This is a genomic window from Bacillus sp. FSL K6-6038, from assembly GCF_038050455.1.
Lineage (GTDB): Bacteria > Bacillota > Bacilli > Bacillales > Bacillaceae_G > Bacillus_A > Bacillus_A pseudomycoides.
On sequence record NZ_JBBOUH010000001.1, the window covers coordinates 3,805,956 to 3,826,692 of the forward strand.

25 protein-coding genes are annotated in these 20,737 nt (G+C 36.0%); 5 read left to right on the forward strand and 20 right to left on the reverse strand.

Annotation, left to right across the window (positions count from 1 at the left end; all coding sequences use genetic code 11):
- Positions 1–92: 92 nt before the first annotated feature.
- The 5 genes from NSQ40_RS19930 to NSQ40_RS19950 form a co-directional block, all read right to left on the reverse strand.
- On the reverse strand, positions 93–2,240 hold the full coding sequence (locus tag NSQ40_RS19930; RefSeq protein WP_098158937.1) for a penicillin-binding protein: 2,148 nt from the start codon (positions 2,238–2,240) through the stop codon (positions 93–95).
- A 21-nt stretch (positions 2,241–2,261) separates the two neighbouring features.
- Positions 2,262–2,630 carry a cell division protein FtsL gene (gene ftsL, locus NSQ40_RS19935; RefSeq protein WP_003208242.1) on the reverse strand — a complete coding sequence of 123 codons (369 nt, stop codon included), beginning with the start codon at positions 2,628–2,630 and terminating at the stop codon, positions 2,262–2,264.
- A gap of 15 nt (positions 2,631–2,645) precedes the next feature.
- Positions 2,646–3,578 carry a 16S rRNA (cytosine(1402)-N(4))-methyltransferase RsmH gene (gene rsmH / locus NSQ40_RS19940; protein WP_033797059.1) on the reverse strand — a complete coding sequence of 311 codons (933 nt, stop codon included), beginning with the start codon at positions 3,576–3,578 and terminating at the stop codon, positions 2,646–2,648.
- A 370-nt stretch (positions 3,579–3,948) separates the two neighbouring features.
- Positions 3,949–5,565: a bacillithiol biosynthesis cysteine-adding enzyme BshC gene (gene bshC / locus NSQ40_RS19945; protein WP_003199757.1), complete on the reverse strand. Its 1,617-nt coding sequence runs from the start codon at positions 5,563–5,565 to the stop codon at positions 3,949–3,951.
- A 79-nt stretch (positions 5,566–5,644) separates the two neighbouring features.
- Complete coding sequence (locus NSQ40_RS19950) at positions 5,645–6,532, reverse strand: 2-dehydropantoate 2-reductase (protein WP_033797060.1); 888 nt, start codon at positions 6,530–6,532, stop codon at positions 5,645–5,647.
- Positions 6,533–6,838: 306 nt separating this feature from the next.
- Between NSQ40_RS19950 and NSQ40_RS19955 the strand changes: the two genes are divergently transcribed.
- On the forward strand, positions 6,839–7,312 hold the full coding sequence (locus NSQ40_RS19955) for an N-acetyltransferase (RefSeq protein ID WP_003199752.1): 474 nt from the start codon (positions 6,839–6,841) through the stop codon (positions 7,310–7,312).
- Positions 7,313–7,340: 28 nt separating this feature from the next.
- Here the strand turns inward: NSQ40_RS19955 and NSQ40_RS19960 are convergent, their stop codons facing one another.
- The 3 genes from NSQ40_RS19960 to NSQ40_RS19970 form a co-directional block, all read right to left on the reverse strand.
- Positions 7,341–7,862 carry an RsfA family transcriptional regulator gene (locus NSQ40_RS19960; RefSeq protein WP_003199749.1) on the reverse strand — a complete coding sequence of 174 codons (522 nt, stop codon included), beginning with the start codon at positions 7,860–7,862 and terminating at the stop codon, positions 7,341–7,343.
- 130 nt (positions 7,863–7,992) lie between these two features.
- Positions 7,993–8,166, reverse strand: coding sequence for a 50S ribosomal protein L32 (gene rpmF, locus NSQ40_RS19965; RefSeq protein WP_001984764.1), 174 nt, complete (start codon positions 8,164–8,166; stop codon positions 7,993–7,995).
- Between the two features lie 61 nt (positions 8,167–8,227).
- Entirely contained in the window at positions 8,228–8,728 is a 501-nt protein-coding gene (locus NSQ40_RS19970; protein ID WP_003199747.1) for a YceD family protein, read from the reverse strand.
- A gap of 153 nt (positions 8,729–8,881) precedes the next feature.
- On the opposite strand from NSQ40_RS19970, the gene NSQ40_RS19975 reads away from it, so the two are divergent.
- On the forward strand, positions 8,882–10,123 hold the full coding sequence (locus NSQ40_RS19975; RefSeq protein ID WP_113708564.1) for a nucleotidyltransferase: 1,242 nt from the start codon (positions 8,882–8,884) through the stop codon (positions 10,121–10,123).
- A gap of 24 nt (positions 10,124–10,147) precedes the next feature.
- On the opposite strand, the gene NSQ40_RS19980 is transcribed toward NSQ40_RS19975, so the two are convergent.
- Together NSQ40_RS19980 and NSQ40_RS19985 are read right to left on the reverse strand one after the other, a co-directional pair.
- Positions 10,148–11,173, reverse strand: coding sequence for a SepM family pheromone-processing serine protease (locus NSQ40_RS19980; RefSeq protein ID WP_033796379.1), 1,026 nt, complete (start codon positions 11,171–11,173; stop codon positions 10,148–10,150).
- A complete protein-coding gene (locus NSQ40_RS19985; protein ID WP_016116047.1) occupies positions 11,166–11,957 on the reverse strand; it encodes a patatin-like phospholipase family protein in 792 nt (263 codons plus the stop codon). The genes NSQ40_RS19980 and NSQ40_RS19985 overlap by 8 nt, the downstream gene beginning before the upstream one ends.
- Positions 11,958–12,071: 114 nt before the next feature.
- Between NSQ40_RS19985 and ylbJ the strand changes: the two genes are divergently transcribed.
- On the forward strand, positions 12,072–13,304 hold the full coding sequence (gene ylbJ / locus NSQ40_RS19990; protein ID WP_003199740.1) for a sporulation integral membrane protein YlbJ: 1,233 nt from the start codon (positions 12,072–12,074) through the stop codon (positions 13,302–13,304).
- Here ylbJ and coaD read toward each other — a convergent pair.
- Entirely contained in the window at positions 13,296–13,787 is a 492-nt protein-coding gene (coaD, locus tag NSQ40_RS19995; RefSeq protein WP_018764765.1) for a pantetheine-phosphate adenylyltransferase, read from the reverse strand. The genes ylbJ and coaD overlap by 9 nt on opposite strands.
- Positions 13,784–14,350 (reverse strand): 16S rRNA (guanine(966)-N(2))-methyltransferase RsmD, encoded by a 567-nt coding sequence (gene rsmD / locus NSQ40_RS20000; protein WP_003199738.1) that lies wholly within the window; start codon positions 14,348–14,350, stop codon positions 13,784–13,786. Before rsmD ends, coaD begins: the two co-directional genes overlap by 4 nt.
- Before the next feature lie 569 nt (positions 14,351–14,919).
- On the opposite strand from rsmD, the gene NSQ40_RS20005 reads away from it, so the two are divergent.
- Positions 14,920–15,309 (forward strand): DUF7147 family protein, encoded by a 390-nt coding sequence (locus NSQ40_RS20005; RefSeq protein WP_003199736.1) that lies wholly within the window; start codon positions 14,920–14,922, stop codon positions 15,307–15,309.
- Positions 15,310–15,377: 68 nt separating this feature from the next.
- On the opposite strand, the gene NSQ40_RS20010 is transcribed toward NSQ40_RS20005, so the two are convergent.
- From NSQ40_RS20010 to NSQ40_RS20035, 6 genes are all read right to left on the reverse strand, one after another.
- On the reverse strand, positions 15,378–15,644 hold the full coding sequence (locus NSQ40_RS20010; RefSeq protein WP_016116052.1) for a YlbG family protein: 267 nt from the start codon (positions 15,642–15,644) through the stop codon (positions 15,378–15,380).
- A gap of 137 nt (positions 15,645–15,781) precedes the next feature.
- The gene (locus tag NSQ40_RS20015) at positions 15,782–16,234 is read right to left on the reverse strand and encodes a YlbF family regulator (RefSeq protein WP_003199733.1); all 453 of its coding nucleotides are present in this window, start codon (positions 16,232–16,234) and stop codon (positions 15,782–15,784) included.
- A 119-nt stretch (positions 16,235–16,353) separates the two neighbouring features.
- The gene (locus NSQ40_RS20020; protein WP_003199730.1) at positions 16,354–16,926 is read right to left on the reverse strand and encodes a histidine phosphatase family protein; all 573 of its coding nucleotides are present in this window, start codon (positions 16,924–16,926) and stop codon (positions 16,354–16,356) included.
- Between the two features lie 77 nt (positions 16,927–17,003).
- A complete protein-coding gene (locus NSQ40_RS20025) occupies positions 17,004–17,249 on the reverse strand; it encodes a YlbE-like family protein (RefSeq protein WP_033796380.1) in 246 nt (81 codons plus the stop codon).
- 11 nt (positions 17,250–17,260) lie between these two features.
- Positions 17,261–17,674 carry a YlbD family protein gene (locus NSQ40_RS20030; protein WP_003208250.1) on the reverse strand — a complete coding sequence of 138 codons (414 nt, stop codon included), beginning with the start codon at positions 17,672–17,674 and terminating at the stop codon, positions 17,261–17,263.
- A gap of 89 nt (positions 17,675–17,763) precedes the next feature.
- On the reverse strand, positions 17,764–18,801 hold the full coding sequence (locus NSQ40_RS20035) for a CAP domain-containing protein (RefSeq protein ID WP_016116055.1): 1,038 nt from the start codon (positions 18,799–18,801) through the stop codon (positions 17,764–17,766).
- Between the two features lie 205 nt (positions 18,802–19,006).
- Here NSQ40_RS20035 and NSQ40_RS20040 point away from each other — a divergent pair, with 205 nt between their 5' ends.
- Positions 19,007–19,372: a YugN family protein gene (locus NSQ40_RS20040; protein ID WP_003199722.1), complete on the forward strand. Its 366-nt coding sequence runs from the start codon at positions 19,007–19,009 to the stop codon at positions 19,370–19,372.
- Positions 19,373–19,404: 32 nt separating this feature from the next.
- On the opposite strand, the gene ctaG is transcribed toward NSQ40_RS20040, so the two are convergent.
- Together ctaG and ctaF are read right to left on the reverse strand one after the other, a co-directional pair.
- The gene (ctaG, locus tag NSQ40_RS20045) at positions 19,405–20,310 is read right to left on the reverse strand and encodes a cytochrome c oxidase assembly factor CtaG (RefSeq protein ID WP_003199720.1); all 906 of its coding nucleotides are present in this window, start codon (positions 20,308–20,310) and stop codon (positions 19,405–19,407) included.
- Positions 20,311–20,396: 86 nt separating this feature from the next.
- A complete protein-coding gene (gene ctaF / locus NSQ40_RS20050; RefSeq protein WP_003199718.1) occupies positions 20,397–20,735 on the reverse strand; it encodes a cytochrome c oxidase subunit IVB in 339 nt (112 codons plus the stop codon).
- Positions 20,736–20,737 lie beyond the last annotated feature (2 nt).

A 20,737-nucleotide genomic window follows, 5' to 3' on the forward strand; every position in this document is an offset into this window, starting at 1 on the left:
AAGCCTCCTTTACGCCTAGCTTGTTCCAATATATGCTTGTACCTATTCGAATAGAACCTCTTGGACTTCTTACATTATGCACCTAGAACATTCTATGGCTTTTCTGCCTCTTGCTGTGGCTCAAGCGGTGGTACAAGTGTTACAGCTAATTCCGTACCTGCTTGTAACGGCGTTCCTTCCGCCACACTTTGTTCTGTCACATATCCTGTACCAGATGGCTTCAAATTAAGATTTAACGTTTTCGCTAAATTCATTACATCCCGAAGTGCCCATCCTTGTATATTTGGCATCAACGGTTTATCTCCTACTAAGAAGACTCGATCGCCCTTCAATGTTTTTTCAGTCGCTTTTGGTACCTGTTGTTTTACTTTTCCTTCACCTACTATAATCGGACGGAATTTGGCTTTTTCTAATGTTGCTTTTGCCTCTTCCATTGTTTTTTCGATTACCTCTGGAACAACCGCCTGTTGCTCTTTCACATATTTCTTCGAATCTTTCACTTGATTCGGTTTAATTTTCAAATACTCTAAACTATTTTTCGTTACAGATTTAAACATTTCCGCGAGAGGTTGTGCCCCGTATTCATTATCTTTTAATTTCGGCTGCTTAATTGCAAAGTAAACAATTAATTGCGGATCGTCCATTGGTGCCATACCAAGGAATGAGAAAATATAGTTTTCTTTTCCAGTCATATATCCACCTTTTCCATCCGGAATTTGTGCTGTTCCTGTTTTACCACCAACAGAGTATCCATCGATTTTATACGCATTCCCTGTTCCTTTTGGTGAGGTAACAACGCGTTCTAATAATTGTCTTACTTGTTCTGCTGTTTCTTTTGTAACTGGTTGCCCCACTTCTTCTGGTTTATGCTCTAATTCCACTTTATTCGTTAGTGGATCTACAATTCGATCGATGGTATAAGGTTTCATCATTTTCCCACCATTTGCGATTGCGGTTGCAGCTTGTACAAGTTGCATCGGTGTTACAGTAGAGCCTTGTCCGAATGCTGTTGTTACCTGTTGAATCTGCTGGTCAAATACAATTGTATTTTTTCCTTCCTTAGGTAAATCAATGCCAGTCTTTTCATCCAATCCAAATTTATGAATATATTGACGGAAACGATCTGGACCAAGTTTTTGATCTCCTAAAATTGCAAATGCAACGTTAGAAGAACGCTCAACCCCTTCATCAAATGTAATAGATCCCCAGCCTGCACCACCGTTATGATCTTTTATTTTACGATTTCCAACTGGATACGTACCTGACTGGTAATATTCTTGACCATTATATACACCTTCATTAATCGCCGCAGCTAATGTGAAAATTTTCATCGTAGACCCCGGCTCATACGCATTTGCGATTGGATCATTAAAATAGTATTGAATATCACCCTTATTTGGGTCATAGCTAGGTCGACTAGACATTCCTAGTATTTTTCCTGTTTTCGGATCTGCAACCAATCCAATTAGCATAGAAGGTTCATAGTGCTGATCAGCTGCTTTCATCGCATCTTCTAAAAAACCTTGAATCCGTTGATCAATTGTTAAATATACATTTTCTCCATTTTTCGGTGGCTTTACATTTTGCTTTCCACCATCGAGAGAAACACCATTACGATCTCCTGTATATGCTACACTTCCATTAGATGCACGTAAATACTTATCTAAACTCTCTTCTAGTCCAAATTTCCCCTCCGCAATTCCTTTATCATCAGGTTTTGCATAACCTAATACGTAAGATGCGAAATCCCCATTTGGATACACTCTAGCTTTTTCTGTAACAAATGAAATACCTTGTATGTTAAGACTTTCTAGTTGCTCTTTCTTCTCTTTCGTCAAGTTCTTTCCCAGCGCTCCGAACTCTACCTGACTCTTATCTTTGTTTAAAGTGGCTAAAATTTCATCTTCACCTGTCCCAAGTACACCTGCAATTTTCTTTGCAGCATCCTCTTTATCTTTTACAGGTTTTTCACCCTTTAGTTTCGCAACAATCTTGTATGAGTTCGCATCTTGCGCTAACACATGTCCATTTTGATCATAAATCGTTCCACGATTCGCTTCAAGTACGCCATTTTTATTATGCTTGTCTTGTGCAAGTTTCTTTAAGTCTTGACCATGTACTGTTCCTGTCGCTTGAATATAAAAGAATCGGGCTAACAACAGCAAAAAGAGCAGGAGGAAAAATATCATAAAGTAACCTGCTCCTTTATTGGTATGAATTTTGTTCATATTCGTCTTCATATTTTCTTCACACCTACTATATTAATGTAAACCTTTCACATTATTCGCATTAATTTCTAGCCCGTGTTTTTTTGCGATTTCTGCGATACGCTCATAGCGACTTAACTTTTCCACTTCAGCTTGTAATTCTTGGTTTGTTTTTTGTTTTTCCACAATTTCATTCTCTATTTTTGCTGCTTCCGCATCAACTTGGTACAGGCCTGCTTTATTTCCAATAAAAGCCACACAAGCATATAATAAAAAGCCAATAAAAGCCACATACAACAATTTTTCAATTCTTGTAATTTTTGTTTTCGCTTTTGGTTGTATGTTTTGCTGCGGAGCTTGAGATTGTACTTGCACTTGTTCTTGCACTTGTTGTTGTTTATACTTTACAGCTAAATTTGTCATACCTCTCTCTCCTTTTTATCGTTTTTCAGCGATTCGTAACTTCGCAGAACGCGCTCGATTATTTTCTTCTAACTCTTCATCAGAAGGTAAAATCGGTTTTCTTGTAATGAGCTTTAGTTTCGGCTTAAACTCATCAGGGATAATTGGTAATCCTGGAGGAAGCTGTGGTGTTGTACTATTTCGTTTAAATGTTGTTTTACAAATACGATCTTCTAATGAATGGAACGTAATAACACTGATTCTTCCACCTGGCTTAACCATTTCAATCGCAGATTCCAGTGCCTCCTCGAATACTTTCAACTCATCATTTACAGCAATTCGAATCGCTTGGAACACTCGTTTTGCAGGATGTCCACCCGTTCTACGAGCTGGAGCAGGAATTCCTTCTTTAATTAGCTCTACTAACTCTCCTGTCGTTTCAATCGCCTTATTCTCGCGGTACGCTTCGATTTTCCTTGTAATTTGCTTTGAAAACTTCTCTTCACCATATTGGAAAAAGATTCTTACGAGTTGTTCATATGACCAGTTGTTTACAACATCATATGCCGTTAATGGGGCATCTTGATCCATCCGCATATCTAAGGGCGCATCATGATGATAACTAAAACCACGTTCTGGTGTATCTAATTGTGGGGATGAAACACCTAAATCAAATAAAATTCCATCTACTTCTGTTATTCCTAATTCATGTAGCTTTTCTGACAAATAGCGGAAATTACTCTTCACTGTTATAAATTGATCACCATAAGAAGAAAATCTTTCTTTTGCATTTTGAATCGCAATTTCATCTTGATCAAATGCAATTAATTTTCCCCCTTCCGTTAGCTGGGATAATAAATAGGAACTATGTCCTCCACCACCTAGCGTACAATCGACATATGTACCACCTGGTTTTATATCCAAACCATCTACTGTTTCTTTTAAAAGAACTGTTACGTGTTTAAACATTGTTGCACCTACTTTTTGCAAAATAATTACGTTGAATGTCTCTTTTTCTTCCTAATAAACCACCCAATATGTCGGGAAATTAATGCTACGAAAATATGTCACATCCAACTTGGCGTCAGTGGAAATCTAATATCCACAAATCGCAGTTTCACTTTATTATATACTAAATTTTATCATTTTTTGCGGGAAATTAAATAAAAACATGTCGAAAAACACAATAATACGTTTACATTTTGTTCTATTTTGTCATGTACATGTGCTTTATTATAAATATCATACTCTCGAACATTATGTTAGATAATTCAGAAAAAATCACTTTACAGTTAATTCCACGTGCAAAAAATAAAATCCTGCTCCTAAGAGCAAGATTTTATAGTTTTATAATATGATGGTTCCCGTTCCAAGAGTACGATTGCTTCATTACTCGTTCAACAAAATCTAATCCAAACTGATTTAAATAATAACATATATTCCATACCCGTTCTTGCGGTGCACCTAGCGGACGGAGCGCGTATTGTAAACGGCGAAATTTATTCAGCTCTACTTCATGTTTTTTCTCAACATTTCGCTTTAACATTCTTTCTAGCAACTCAATTTGCTCTTTAATTTTCCGCTCATTTTTCTCAGCGAATTGCTGCAATCCTGGGTCTATTTTTTTTACAAACTGTTGTAAAGAAGTATGAACATCCATCATTTTCTCTGTCGCTTCTATAAACTGATTGTCAATTGGTTCTTCTATTTGGTTAGAAAGCCACTCTTCACGTAGCATATCTATGTCATTTACAAATGGATCACTCTCTTGTAATTGTAAATCATGTAAATCTGTTATAATATCGCGTTCCATATAACTAATTGTGAGTCTTGGAACAACAGGAGGCATCTGAAAACCAAGCACATGAAATACTTGCTGCAATTCACTCCAGTAAGCAATTTCACCAGGCCCTCCAATAAACGCTAATGTCGGAAATATATATTCTTGCATAAGTGGTCTTGTTACAACATTATTACTAAATCGTTCCGGACTTTTTTCCATTTCCGCTATCAACTCTTCATACGAAAATGAATAAATACCATCTTTTCCAACAAATTTCCCATTCTCTTCTTCTAACAACACACGCTCTTCATCAATTTGCATAAATATGTGCACTGCATTTGATTTTGTTTCAATAATCGGTTTATATCCTTGTTCCTTTACTAATTGCTGTTGTTTTTGAAGACTCATTTGCACTTCTTTATATCGACTTAGTATTTGTTTAAAAAAAGAAACTTCTAACTTTCTTAACGCTGGATGATGGGAATCAACGAGAATCAATCCTGAATCTACAAATAATTTCATAATAAGATGCGCAAAGAAATCTACATATGTACGAGAATTCTGCAAAGCATCTTCAACAAACTGTAATACATCCTTTGTAAAATTCGTTTCCGGATATGTTTTGAAAATTTCTTCAATCCACTTTCTACAGTCTTCTATTGAAAGATCAGATTCAGATGCACTTGCCTTTTTTGGATGACGATCATGGAAAATCGTCTTTTTTATTTTTTTATTTTTCGTTACAAACATATGATTAATTTCATCGATATCGTGATCTTCACCAGCAATCCAAAAAACAGGAACTACACGAACTCCTAAAGTTGCTTCTTTTTCTTTTGCAAGCTGTAAAATCGAAATAATTTTATGCACAGTATAAAGAGGTCCTGTTAATAGTCCTGCTTGTTGTCCTCCAACAACAACATATGTATTTTCATCCGCTAGCGCCTCTATATTCCGAAGAGTATGCTCTCCAGCACGTAAATTAGTATTATATTCCAATAAATGTGCCACTAAGTCTTGACGGAAAAACTTCTTATCACGTAAATCATACAGCCGCCGCCCGAATCCATCTTCTGTCAACGGATAATCGAAGAATGCCTGCACTTCTTTTCTACCCTTCATATAGTCCGCCACAACACCTTGTAGTGGAACAGAGATTTCTTTTATCTCCATATAATTCTTCCTTTCCTATCCTGTTCTCTCACCAATCCAAATTGTAGTCAATGTTTGATGTAAAAGCAAAGAATATCTCTTATACTTCTAATCCCTTTATTGAATTGTATAAAAATTGCAGTGTGGGAACTTGCTTTCGCTGTTTCCTAGCTTCTTCTATCGCATAGCCAATAATAGCATCAATTTCCGTTTCCCGATTCTCTTTTACGTCAGCTAACATAGAGGATGTATTACTGGATGTTGTTTCACATACATGACAAACCAATTGCCACATCTCTTCTTTTTTTTCCTCCCCTACAAGGAACATGACCTCCTGAAATATTTGCTCCATCACTTTATAAAAAAAAGGATTCGATAGTAATTCTCCGTTTTGTATACCAAATAAAGCCGTTAGTGGATTAATGCAGGCATTTATTACAAGTTTATAACTCATTGTTTGTTTCCAATCTTCTTCTACTTGCACCGAAAAATACTTTGAGGAAAAACAATCCAATAGTGCCCCAAATTGAGACCAATCACCATTTACTACTCCAAATTTCGTAACCCCTACTCCTGTATGGTGCACTGTGTATTCATTTTCTTTTTTTGCCCCATGCTCCACAATCCCCACCGCTACATTTTCACACTTTATTTCGTGTAATATATCCAGATGAGACATTCCATTTTGCAAAAAGATAATCTGCCTTTGTTCTTTTATGAAAGGAAGTATATTCGCTAAATGATATTGTTTTACAGCAATAAACGTATAGTCCATTTGTTCACCTACAATACTCTCTAATGGCGTAACATTTGGAAATACCGTTTCCTTTCTTCCCTTACGAATACAGCTTATCCCCTCCTGCATTAACTTTTCAGTTTGTTCTACCGTTCTTGTAAATAATGTAACATCCTGTTTGTTCTTTTTTAAATAAAATGCAAAAAGAAGACCAATAGCTCCCGGACCAACAATCCCAATCTTCATCTCTATCCCCTCAGAATCTCCTAACGAATACAAAGAAGAAAGATATCCTGTAATCAATTAGAAGCCTTCTGATTACCTCCCCTCTATAACTCATCCTAACATTGAGTATATCTTATTTATATTTCAACAACTAAAAGTACATTTCATAAATATATATAAATTCCCTTCATACGACTAGTGTAGCAAATCCTCAAAAAAAATACTGAAAGAAATATTCTATTTCCTTCATAAAAATGAAAAAATGAGTTATAATATTATTGAAAATATTTATACTTTTCTTTATTTTACAAAACGAGAAAAGGATGTGTTGTAATGACATTCCCAAAAGTTGAGCGCTTGCTCATCAATTATAAAACGTTAGACGAATTTAAAAAATTTAAGGGCTGTGGCGCTCAAGAACTCTCCATGTTTGAAGAGTTACAAGCAAATATTATTGAAAATGATAGCGAGTCCCCATTTTACGGCATTTATTACGGCGGATCCCTTATCGCACGTATGAGCTTGTACATGAGGAGACATGGTGAATCAAATCTTGAGATTACTGGATCTTACGTAGAACTCTCTAAACTTGAAGTGTTACCAAACTTTCAAAAACAAGGTTTTGGTCAAATGCTTGTTAATTATGCAAAACAACTACAATTTCCAATCAAAACAACAGCTCGTATTCAATCCGCTGCGTTTTGGGAGAAACTAAACTTCGGGCAAATATCAACCACTGATGGCGAATTTTACATTTGGCATCCAGAAGCTAATTTGAATGCGGTTACAAATGAAGAATCCGCATAAAATAAAAACAGCTGTTATTCAGCTGTTTTTATTTTTTCACCTTTTCTAATGTTTCATGCTCATAAATGGTATCTCTTTCTTTTGTTTCTAGTACCATCACACTTCTTTTTCGATCAATATAATCAAGCAAAGTACGATACTCTTCTTCATATACAGATACACGCTCAAGAAGCCATTCCTTTTCCTTTTGTAACAATTCAATTTTTTGGTGTAATTCTTTTAATTCTTTTTCATCTTTATATTTTTGTAAGAAGTTAATAACATCGTCTAATGTAATTGATGTAGGAGAAAACTCCACCACTTTTGGTTGCCTTACTACATAATTCTCTACCTTACGAATTTGTTTTGCCTCTTCAATACGTTCTTTATACTGCTTTCTAACGTAAGAATTCCACCTAAATCCGCATGCTGCAGGTGTACGAGATAAATGTCTACCTACCTCTTTAAATGCGGAAAGCTGGGTTCCTCCTTCACGAATATGCCGGAGTACCACTTCTGCCAGAAGTAAATCTTCATCATCAGTCCATGCATCTTGTCTTGTTGTCGCCATTCCTCTAGTCCTCCTTATGCATTTTTTATTAAACATATGCAGTTACTAGAAAAGATAGAATACCAACATATAAAGAATAATACAAAAAAAAATAAACGCAGAAGAATATCTTCTGCGTTTATTTCCACAATTACTTGCTGATTACTTCTTTACCTTTGTAAGTACCGCATGCTTTACATACACGGTGAGCTAATTTCGCTTCACCACAGCTTGGGCACTCTACCATACCAGGTACTGATAATTTGAAATGCGTACGACGCTTTCTTTTTACTGTTTTAGAAGTTCTTCTAAAAGGTACAGCCATTCTTCCCACCTCCTTAAAAGAAATAGTTATTTTCATATGAAGGCCTGAACCAGTCTTCCGATTATTTGTCAAAAAACTTCGCAAGTCCTGCTAACCTTGGATCAACAGGCTTTTCTTTGCTTTCTTCCGAAATCACTTGCCAGTCTTGACCTTGCGTTGGTGCTCCACCGGAAACATCATCACTGAAAATTTGCATTGGAATCTCCAAAAGTATATTTTCCTTGATTATTGGGAGTAAGTCAAGTACTTCTCCTTCTAAGTAATGGATTTCCGCTTCCGTTTCATACTCTTCTTCTGAAGTTTGGAACACCTCAGTTGTTTTAATGTCAAATGGTAATGTTACATCTACTAAAGAGCGAGAACATGGTAAAACCATGCTTCCAGTTATATGTAGATGAAACGTAAACTTACTGGAGCCAAAATCAACTCTACCTGTTACATGGACAGGATTAATTTCTCGAATTTCTTTCTCGACTTCTTTTAGCTCACTTACATCTACCATCTCATCCAATGTCAATCCTTTATGTCTCAATTTGTTTAATTGATGGATGGACCATTTCATATCATATCACCTCAAGGCAACAAACAAAATTATAGCTAGCCATTTTATATTTGTCAATGTTTTTTCTTTACACTATAATGAAGTCATTATAGGAAATAATATATAGATTATCATGTTTTTAGAAAAGATGCTACATCGAAAGGAGAGATTATCATAAAGGCAAGCGGTATTATTGTTGAATATAACCCCTTTCATAACGGTCATGCTTATCATGTGCAACAAACAAAAAAGTTAACACAGTCCGACATTACAATCGCTGTCATGAGCGGATCATTTTTACAACGTGGTGAACCAGCTCTCTTATCAAAATGGTTCCGAACCAAGATGGCTCTAGCCGGTGGTATAGATCTTGTTGTTGAACTCCCTTATACATTCGCAACACAAAAAGCCGAAACATTTGCTAACGGTGCTATTTCTATTTTAGATGCCCTTGGCGTTTCTGAAATTTGCTTCGGCAGTGAGGATGGAGAGGTTCAAAATTTCTATAATACCATTTCTTTACGCCAAAAGGAAAAAGATACTTTCAATCAACTTGTGCAGCAATTTATGGATGCTGGAAACAGCTATGCCAAAGCAACTTCTCAAGCCTTCTCACACATCTTATCGGACGTCAATACTGTTGATATGTCCCAGCCAAATAATATATTAGGCTTACATTACATTGAAGCGATTCTTTCTCAGAAAAGTTCCATTCATGCACATACCATTGAAAGGTTCGCATCTCATTACCATGACGAAACCTTTCAAGATAACCATATTGCAAGTGCGACTAGCATTCGCAAACAATTATTTAGTGAAAATGATTCATTCACAACCATTTATCCATTTGTACCCAATTGTACCGCATCTTTTTTAGAAAGCTATAAACAAACGTATCATACACTGCATTGTTGGGAGGAGTATTTCCCATTTTTTAAATATAGACTTTTGACAATGTCTTCCCAGGATTTACAACATATATATGAGGTAGAGGAAGGATTGGAGCATCGTATTTTATCAAAAATACATAATACCTCTTCATTTCTTACTTTCATGGAAGCATTAAAAACAAAACGTTATACATGGACTAGATTACAACGGGTATGTACACATATTTTAACAAATACAACAAAAGAAGAAATGGAAAAGGCACATATAGAGCAACATGCACCATATATCCGTTTACTTGGTATGTCACAAAAAGGACAAACTTATATTTCGAAACACAAAAAAAATCTAGGACTCCCGCTTCTTACTCATACGAAAACATTTCAACATCCCGTTCTAGATATAGAGCGCAAAGCAAATGCTGTTTATTTTTCAGTGCTACAAGAACCTTTACGTACAAAATGTATACAAAAAGATATAACTCAGCATCCTATTCGGTATGATGAAACCACGAATAATTTTTTATAAAAAAACCTCTCTAGGGCGAGAGGTTTACTTTTTTTCTGACATTTTTTCTAAATATGCTAGCGCATCATCTAATGTATCTACTGGTACAATTTTCATCTTTGTTTTTATATCTTTCGCTGCTTCAAGCGCATCTTTATAATTCGATTTCGGTGCCCCTTTTTCATTTGGAGCAAAGAATATTTCTGCACCCGCATCACTAGCAGCTACAACTTTTTGTTGAATACCACCAATCGGACCAACTTCTCCCTTTTCATTAATGGTTCCCGTTCCAGCAATCTCATGACCTTTTGTCATATCCTCTTCAGTCAATTGATTATAGATTTCCAATGTAAACATTAATCCTGCTGATGGTCCCCCAATTTCATGTGAATCAATTTTCACCTTTGGATCTACTACTAAGTCCCTTTCAGTAACAATGGAAACTCCAATACCAACACGTCCCTTGTCATCAGGAATTTGTTTTAGCGTTAGTTTTTCTGTAGAACGTTTCCCCCCACGAATATACTCAATATTTACTACATCCCCTTCTTTTTTACCTGACATATATGCAATAAATTGGTCTATCGCTTCAAAAGGCTGACCATCAACAGCGACAATTATATCCCCAAGTTTTAATTTCCCTTCAGCGGACATATTTTTCGCAATCCCAGCAACTAAAACCCCTTTGTTTTGAAAGGAAACTGAACGATTTGCTCGCTTATACGCATTATAAATGGCTGCGTTTTGAGAATCTTTCATTGCATACGCTTGGCGGAATTGATATTCTTCATCACTCTCACCTTTTTGCAAAATCTCCTCTGCTTTAGAAATGTGATTATATTTATTAAATTGGGCAGCTATTAGATTTACAACATTCGCAGGCCCCATCGAAACGGTCACGAGCATAAAATCACCTGACTCTTTCTTCCCACCATCAACTTGTACATATGGTTCTAATTTCGCCGCCATACCTGGTTTTGTTACATAATATGGTAGACGCACATAGACAAGCAACATTGCTAATATAACGCCAATTAAAATTGCATATATAAAACGAAAACGCTTAAACATTATTTTTCTCCTTCCACTGCTCAATTAATAAGTAAATTTTCTGAATGTGTTTTTCGGCCTCTTCTTCTCCAACTCGAATAATGTCTTCGATATTGGTAAAAGCACGAGAACTAAACTGTTCTACTGCCGGGCGCATCATTAAGTCTGAAGCAATTTGCCGATTAACAACAAGTTCATGCTGCATAATCTCAATACTCTGCATGATAACATCATAAATGGATGTAACTTCTCCGTTCACCTTAATAGGAGATACATCTACAGCAATTACAATATCAGCTCCTAAGTCTTTAACAACGGATACAGGGATGCGATCAATCACTCCGCCATCCACTAATAAACGACCATCTATTTTTTCAGGTACAAACACTCCTGGCACAGAAATACTCGCCCTCACCGCATCAGCAATAGAACCGCTTGTAAATACAACTTTTTCCCCCTTTAAAATGTCAGTGGCCACAACTGCAGTTGGGATATCTAACTCTTCTAAATTTTTATTATATGTAAACATTTTAATCATATCTTTTACCCGTTTTCCAGAAATAAATCCCATTTTCGGTACAGTAAAATCCAAATAGTATTTTCGTTTAAATAATGTGGCCATTCGATAGAGTCTCTCCACGTTGCAACTCGCTGCATAAAATGTCCCAATTAACGCCCCCATACTACTTCCAGCAATCATATGAATGGGAATATTCGCCTCTCGTAACACTTTAATTACCCCGACATGCGCAAAGCCTTTCGCACCTCCAGATCCAAGAGCTAAGCCTATTTTTGGTTCATTCATTTCTCTCACCCTTTAAATTTTTTCATCCTCTTTTTCATACTTATGGTCTAAATTCACCATGTATCCACGTATACTGAAATGAACGTTTTTTGGGACAAAGGGGGCTACGTTAAAATGTATGAAAAATGGAAAACAGCTTTTCTCACCATAACGATGATATTTCTAACATTTTCTCTCGTACTTCACCCCCAAGCCGCTTTGCAATCTTCTATTCGCGGATTAAATATATGGTGGGAAGTTGTCTTTCCTTCACTACTACCTTTTTTTATCGTTGCGGAGCTTTTAATTAGTATAGGTGTTGTAAAGTTTATCGGTATTATATTAGAACCGCTTATGCGCCCGCTCTTTCGTGTGCCTGGTATTGGCGGATTCGTTTGGGCAATGGGAATGGCCTCCGGCTTCCCTGCGGGCGCCAAATTAAGCGCAAGACTCCGGAAAAGTAATCAGCTAACGCAAATAGAAGCGGAACGACTCGTATCATTTACCAACTCTTCAAATCCATTATTTATTTTTGGAGCTGTTTCTATTGGCTTTTTTAACAATCCTAAATTAGGTTTCATACTAGCTGCTGCACATTATGTTAGCAACCTTACTGTCGGATTACTTATGCGTTTTTATGGAAACAGCAATACTTACATACAAGAAAAACAATCCATTCAAAAACGTCCCTTACAACACGCTTTTTCAATTCTCCACGAGACGCGTTTACAAGAGAACAGACCAATTGGAAAACTACTTGGTGATGCCATTATCTCCTCTATTCAAACTTTACTCATGATTGGTGGATTTATTATTTTATTCTCCGTTTTAAATAAAATGATTACTGTCTTCCAACTCACGGCAGCACTAGCTTTTATTATGCAACATATTTTAAAATTCTTCCAACTGTCACCACACTTTAGCATTCCCATCCTATCAGGACTTTTTGAAATGACACTAGGTAGCCAAATGATCAGCCAAACCAATCAGACTACAATTCTTGAACAAGCAATGGTAACGAGCTTTATCCTCGCATTTAGTGGCCTTTCTATCCAAGCTCAGGTAGCGAGTATTTTAGCCGAAACTGATATTCGCTTTAAACCCTATTTCTTTGCAAGAATTATCCAAAGTATTCTCGCCCCAATTTACACTTTTATATTTTGGGTACCACTTTATGAAAAATTACATTCTTTTTCACCAAATCAACAAGATATCCCTGTTTTTTTATCAAACCATGCTTCTATTCTTGCAAAGACTTGGGAAATATTGCTTCGCTACGGTCCTACTTTTACACTATTTTGTTTATATCTATATGTTATTTTATTATTCTTACGCATAATAAACAAAGAAAAACCCCGTTCATCTTAACGGGGTTTGAAACTTTTCTTTTAAAGCGTGCTCTACAACAGAAGGAACAAGACCAGCTACATTTCCACCATAACGAGCCACTTCCTTCACAATGCTCGAACTTAAAAATGAATATTGATTATTTGTCATAATAAAAAAGGTTTCAATATTTTCGTCTAACTTACGATTCATCGATGTAATTTGCATCTCATATTCAAAATCAGAAACTGCACGTAAACCACGTAAAATTGCGTTTGCATTACGCATTTTTGCATATTCAACTAACAGTCCGCTATGTGAATCAACTTTTACGTTTGGAATATCTTTTGTTGCTTCTCGAATTAGCTCTAGGCGCTCTTCTACTGAAAAGAACGGTTTTTTGGAAGAATTGTTTAAAACGACAACATATACTTCGTCAAACACCTTTGCGCCTCTTTTAATAATATCCAAATGCCCAAGAGTTATCGGATCAAAACTCCCTGAAGAAATTGCTATGCTTGTCATTCGGTCCCCTCACCTTCATGCTTATAAATAGAAATCGCTGTCATACCATAATTTTCTGCTCTTACCTTTACAAGTCCCCCTATTGCTTCCGGTAAGACTACATCATCCCCATGTTCTGCCATAATCAATCCATCTTCGTTCAATAATCCGTGTTGGTCCATAACACTAATTAATGAAATGATTTTTTGATCTTTGTATGGTGGATCTAGCAGTATGAGATCAAATGATAGTTCACGTTTAATTAACGCCTTCAAAGCACGCTCTGCATCATTTCTATACACTTCAGCTTGGTCATGTACTCTACAGCTTTCTAAATTTTGATGAATAACCTTCACCGCTTTATTATCCCGATCAACAAAAATGGCTTTGTCAACCCCTCTGCTAAGCGCTTCAATCCCAAGCCCTCCGCTACCTCCAAACAAATCGAGGGCAATTCCTCCTTCGAAATAAGGACCAATCATATTAAAGATGGCTTCTTTTACCTTATCTGTTGTCGGTCGCGTTGTATTACCTGGCACAGCCTTAAGCGGATGCCCTTTACATTTTCCAGAAACTACTCTCATTTGCTGTCACTACCTTTATTTCAATCTATCGAGCGATTATTACAAACGCATATTCGTTTGGTTAACCGCTATCAAACCTCACTGTTTTCTGGGTATTTTTCCATTAAAGGATAAACGAATCCGCTATCTATTAAAAGAAAAACTAATTTATTTCGTTAAAAAAGTCATCATTACATGATAACTTTCCAGTATCCCATATGTATATTCATCTCGCTATTGGCGAGTCAGATCCCTCTCTACTAACGCAAGTTTCACTTTATCTTTTTTATCCTATCATAAAATAAAAAAAAGAAAAATAAAAAGCCTACGATAAATTTTAAATTCATTATGTATATCTTCATTTAGATTGGACATAAATAAATATAACAACATCACCTTCGATGTTGTTGCCAACCGCGGAGAAGACTTACGTTTCCCCATAAGTTCTTCCTCCGGTTTCTCCTCTCCCTTTGCCTTCTTACTAGTACATACTAGTATAAGAAGGGCCCTGCTTTGCAGGGTTTTTTTTCTTTGTCTGCTTTTCATTTTAAAAACGAAGTGATACAGTAAAAGAAAGAGGAGGAAATAATATGATTCAACGTTTTATTGAACTAGGAGAAGGCTACTCCGATTTATATGAATTACTTGAGATTGCAAAGACAAATAAAGATCGTGTATCACATATGTTACAATTTGAAACCTTAAAAAATGATAAAAAAGTATGCTCACTTGTTGTTGTTCTTAAACCTACAACGGTTGGGGATTTCCAACCGCTATATATATGCCGCGAAGGGATTCCTATACTTGAAGGTACAAAAAGTAAACGAATCGTTTTATTCGAGGAAACAGCGGAACAAATCGAAAAAAACGTTACTTCTTTTACTGTAAAACCTTCTACAATTTTCCCAGAAAAAGAATTATATTTTAATCACCTTATCGGCATTTTACGAATGAATCATTTCATTCCTCCAATGCAATAGCAATTTATACTCATTGTATTTTTATTAAAATAAAGAAACCCCCACCAAAATAGTGGGGGTCTTTCTCTTTAACTATAGTCGTATTCTTTCGCACGATCCGGACGTGAATTTTCAAATTCCGTTTTAAGAAATGGGCGATATGACTGCTCAATTTTTTTCACAAAAGGAAGTTTATTTAGCTTTTGTATCATATGCTCTATTTGTTCCATATCACAATATACAACTGCATATTTCAAACGCTTTGATATGTAATGAATATTACCATATTTCCTTAAAATCTTGGCATGTTTCAATGAATGTAAATAAACAATCATACTTTGTCGTTGCCCGAACATAATCTTCTCCATCTTCTCCTTTTATATACTCATATTCTTGTATCTTATAAACATCAATCAGAAATTTGTGAAATTATAGTACATTGTTAAACGAATTCTGTATACGTTTTCTTCCATATTCTAAAAAACGGGGCACATCACCCCGTTTTTTTACAACCACAACTTCCACCAGAGCCACAACCGCCTCCGCATCCACCTGCATCAAAAAACGGATTTCCAGTAGGAACTTTAATAGCAGATGATACTTCGGAACCAATTGCTACACTGACTTCATCTAATAGTTTTTGCAAAGCATTTTCCGCTTTTTTAAAAGCAGCTATCTTTTCATGCAAATCTACAGAACGTTTTAATTCTCGCATATTTTTCGAAACGAAAGTATAATCAGGATGATATTTTCCAAAGCGTTGCACTTCTTCATATCGCTCTTTCATTGCTGTAAATTGACTAATTAATGTTTGAGCTTCCAAATCTTCCTGTAACGCCTTATAACATTCTCGATAACCCTTTGCTATATCTGAACAGACAATCGCTTTTGCAAGCTGTTCTGCCTCGTCTAATATCATTACGCTTTCAAGCGTCGCTACAATCATGAGAGACACCTCCGAGTATCCATCATAACACATTTAAAACAGAACTACTAATTTGAATATCCCATCTGAATATAAAGTAAAAAGTCCGATTACCGAAAACCATCGTCCGTCATAATTTCTTATACGCAAATATGCTCCGCGATATTATATCGTAGCACGTCCCAGCTTCCATTTTCCTCTTTTACATAACTAATGCAGGCATTTTTCAATGGAGTTTTAAATGTAATTTCATCAGGGGAGATTGCATGTAAAATTGCTTTTATCGCATGTGAATGTGCAACGATAATAACGCGCTTACCTGCATGTACTTGCGCAACATCTTGCAATGCAGCAAAGCAACGATTTACAATCTCTTCATCTGTCTCCATACCTTCTACATTTCCCTCTGCAATCAGCTCTCTAACTGTGGAAACGGGTTTCCCTGAAGCTTCGCCAAAATTCCGTTCAACAAACCGCTCATCAAGAAGAATAGAATGTATTCCAACAGCGTTACTAATCATCTGAGCTGTTTCCTGCGCTCTAATTAAGGGACTGCTGATAATCACATCCCATGTGTCCAATTGCAACGCAGCTGCACTTTGACTTGCTTGCTTTTTCCCAACTTCATTAAGTGGAATGTCTTCACGTCCTTGAATAATCTCTTGAAAATTCCAATCAGTTTGTCCATGTCGTACTAAACAAATTTCCGTCATGCTATAACTCCTTTTTTCAATAATCCTTTTCTATTGTAACAAAAGTTTCGCATGACGGACATAGTTTTCCCTTCCAATTACGTTGCATTTTGCTGCTTCATATATTGAAACATGTCAATCATAATAGAAGCAACCGCCAATTGATTTTGAAATTTTGCAACTTTGTCCGGGATTGTCTTTTTATAATACTGTAAAGCAGCTAATTCAAATGCCTCCTTTTCCTCCGGATTACGTGATAATTTTCGATACCAATGGGGTTGTTCACGAATATAACGCCCTAAATCTTCATCAGCTTTTATAAATTCCATAAGCTCTACCCTCATCCTCTTTCCTCCTAATCTTTTCGAAAGAAAAATGGATTGTTTTCAGAAGTTCTTTGCTCAGGTTGTGTACGATTCCCTTGAAATTGCTGAATAACCTGTTGCACACTCCCAATCGCACTCGTTACATTAGCTAGATGTTGCTGCATTTGCTCTGCATCTAATTTTTTTAAAAAAGAAAGCATTTGTCCCATCAAATCGACGGCTTTTTCATCATTGTTTTCTTGAGCTGGAGAAGAAATCGTTTCTCCAGCTGCTTTATACACCTTCCACATTTCATCTTGTTCTCCAAGTAAATACCATTCCTCATAAAATTGTTGCCATGTTTTTTGACCATTTCGAACTTCATGAACCATTTTAGGGTGATGGTTTACAAACTCTTTAAACTGTTGAACAGAAGGATGTAACGGTCCTTTTGTTTTTGTCATAATCCTCACCTCTTCAGATGTATCTACTATATTGTAAGAAAAAAAAGGCGCATGGTTCGCCTATTTTCAAACGATTCATGCACCTTTTCCTATTTTCTAATGAAATTTTGAGTATAAAATTTATCAAAGACTCCAACACCTAGTCCAGTAAATTGTTCATTTAGCAAGTTTTTCCGATGTCCTTCACTATTCAACCAACCTTGTACTGCAGCGATCCCATCAGTATGCTGTGCTGCTATATTTTCACCTGCAAGTTGAAATGCGACTTGACCACGTTGTAATCGATCTCCTAAAGTCCCAAATTCCGGCGAATCATGCGAAAAATAATTATTCTCTTTCATATCCTTGCTATGCCCAAAAGCCACTTCAGCTGTTTGTTGATCCCATGTTAGTAACGGTAGTTGATGACGACTACGAATAATATTCGTCAAATCTAGAATTTGTTGCATATTTCCATGTTCTATTTGTGTCATTTTCTCTGGAGTAATTGGCTGCTCCGCCCCTAACTCTCCAGAATAAACAAGCTGATACGGCCTTTGTCGAAGCAATGTCTCATCATCCATATACCGAATTCCGACAAGTTTATGTGTGAATCGGTCAAAGTATAACTGCGCCCAACCATCTTCTTCTATCGAAACAAGTGGTTGTTCTGCAATTTCAGTATCAGATAATTCAAATTGATAGCTGTTTCTTCCTTTTTTCAAAGAAATTTCATGTGAGAATGGATTTTTTTTATAGACATCTTCATATTTTTCATCCATACGAAATGGAACTACATCCACTTTATTACCAGCAACATAAGCTGTTACAATTTTATGTTCTGCAACACCAAACTGCACATATTGTGATAAATCTTGATTATAAATCCACCATTCGTAACCATACGCAGAAGGTTCGATTCGAGCTGGCTCACCCCATTTTGCTAATAAACTTTCCGAATCCCCTCCTATTAATTGGGAGATTGTCTCTGGAAATCCTTCATTTATCTGTTTCTTTTTCTTAACAATCTTATGTTCCTGCTTAGAATGCGATGGCTGTAATATATATTGCGAAACGAGTAATTTCCCGTATAAATCAATAGCTAAAATAAAAACCGTAATCATTACGATACGTAATAATTTCTTCAAACAATATACCTCCTGGTCAAACATAAAATTGAGATATACACAAATGCCTGTCTTCTCTTTTGTGTGTACCACACTATTTTCACTATATCATATTTTAATAAAAAAAGCCGTGATTCTCCCTTTTCTCTCAATATGAATTGCGATTCCTCATTATTCATACTATTATAAAATTAAAGGCTTTCAAATAAAGATAAGGAGGTATTCCATGCAATTTACAAATTCAAAACTTATAGGGGCGACCATTGATTTTACACTGCTCACGGAAGTTATGCAAAATCAACGTTTTGTACTTGCTGGACAGTGGGACTATGAGCGAGTTACATATGACTATAAATTTGAAATATTGAAGGATGTATATTATTTACGGATACAAGGCTTTGCGGTAGAAGGGGAAATCGGAGGACGCCATGCACAAGTTAAATTACTTCCACCATTGTTAGGAAAACATTACTATCCACATGGCGTTGAATATGGTGAGAATGAAGTTTTCCCTACAAACGTAATCCAAAAAAGCGAACAACTCTTGCAAAATATTGAAAAAAAACTAAAGGAATTTGCAGTTATAGAATAGTAAAGAAGGTGTATCCATGTGATACACCTTCTTTATTTTGGTTGCAAATAAGGAGGCACTTTCTGTAGTTGCTCCTCATCTTTTTTACGTTCTTTACGTGCCCATTTAAAAAACACATAGCCAATAATTGTACCATACACTATTTCCTGGACAATTTTCATAATGATACCGCCTGTTTGTTGATCTTGCACAATCGGCATCCAATGTAAAAATTCTGGTCCGGTTATGTTTAAATCACTCAATGTTCCTGCAGGTACACAGAGCTCCATCGCTTTCATCCACGCACTCGGATCCGTATATGTAGCAAACAACGATTCACTAGCAAATATGATTAGCGCACAAGCTGGTGTCAATAATACACCGTTCGCAAACATGTAACCAATTTTCTTTATTTCACTTAATGTTTGATACTCCGGTAATGGATTTAGCATAGGCCACCACATCATCATTGCTGTAAAAAATAAAACAGCAAGAAAAATAGGATGAGCAACTTGATTTTGCTTTACAGCATCAAAAACAACAGGCAAATGATAAATAGAAAATAATCCATTAAATACAAACAGAGCAATAAGCGGTTTTGTAAACATAATCAATATCACTTGGATAAAACGGAAAGAAGTAATATATGTGTATAACCAAACTGGAATCCCTAATAACAATAATGGTGGTACAGCGATGTACATCACTGCCATTTCAAACATATGTGCACTAAATACAATATGTCCAAGTAAATCAATAGGCCCACCTTTTACAAGATACAACAGGATAATCCCAGTCGTAAAATAAAACATTTGCTTTTTATTTACCTTTTCTGCATTTTCGAACCGATTTCTATACGGCCCGATAATAAGAAAGTAACAGATAAGGATAGACACCATAAAAAGTAAAAAGATCGGGCTCCATAAAGCTTGAAAACCAAATATCCATAAGTTGCCCATTTTACACCCACCCTTTCAATATGAACTCCTTACCCTCATAGGAAAAAGGGAGCGAAGATAACTTCAAGCTCCCTATCCTTTACTTTTTAAACCCAAACAATTGTCATAAAAGCTAAAATGGTTAACAACCCTATCAATAATCCAGAATATAAGAAAAAGGTTGCTGCTTCATGTCCCTTATGACTCATATGCATGAAATAATACAATTGAAATATTACTTGAACAACAGCTAATAGTAAAATAAATGGTACAGAGAAAAGAGGACTAAATGTTTTCGGATAAGCGACTGCCACAAAAGCTACAATCGTTAAGAAAATCATTAGACCAAATGTAATCACTTGATGTCTCATTTCCTCAGCACTTTTTTTTCTACGATAAACAAGATCTACTTTTGAGTTACTTGTATTTGTTTGCTTTATCGCCATTG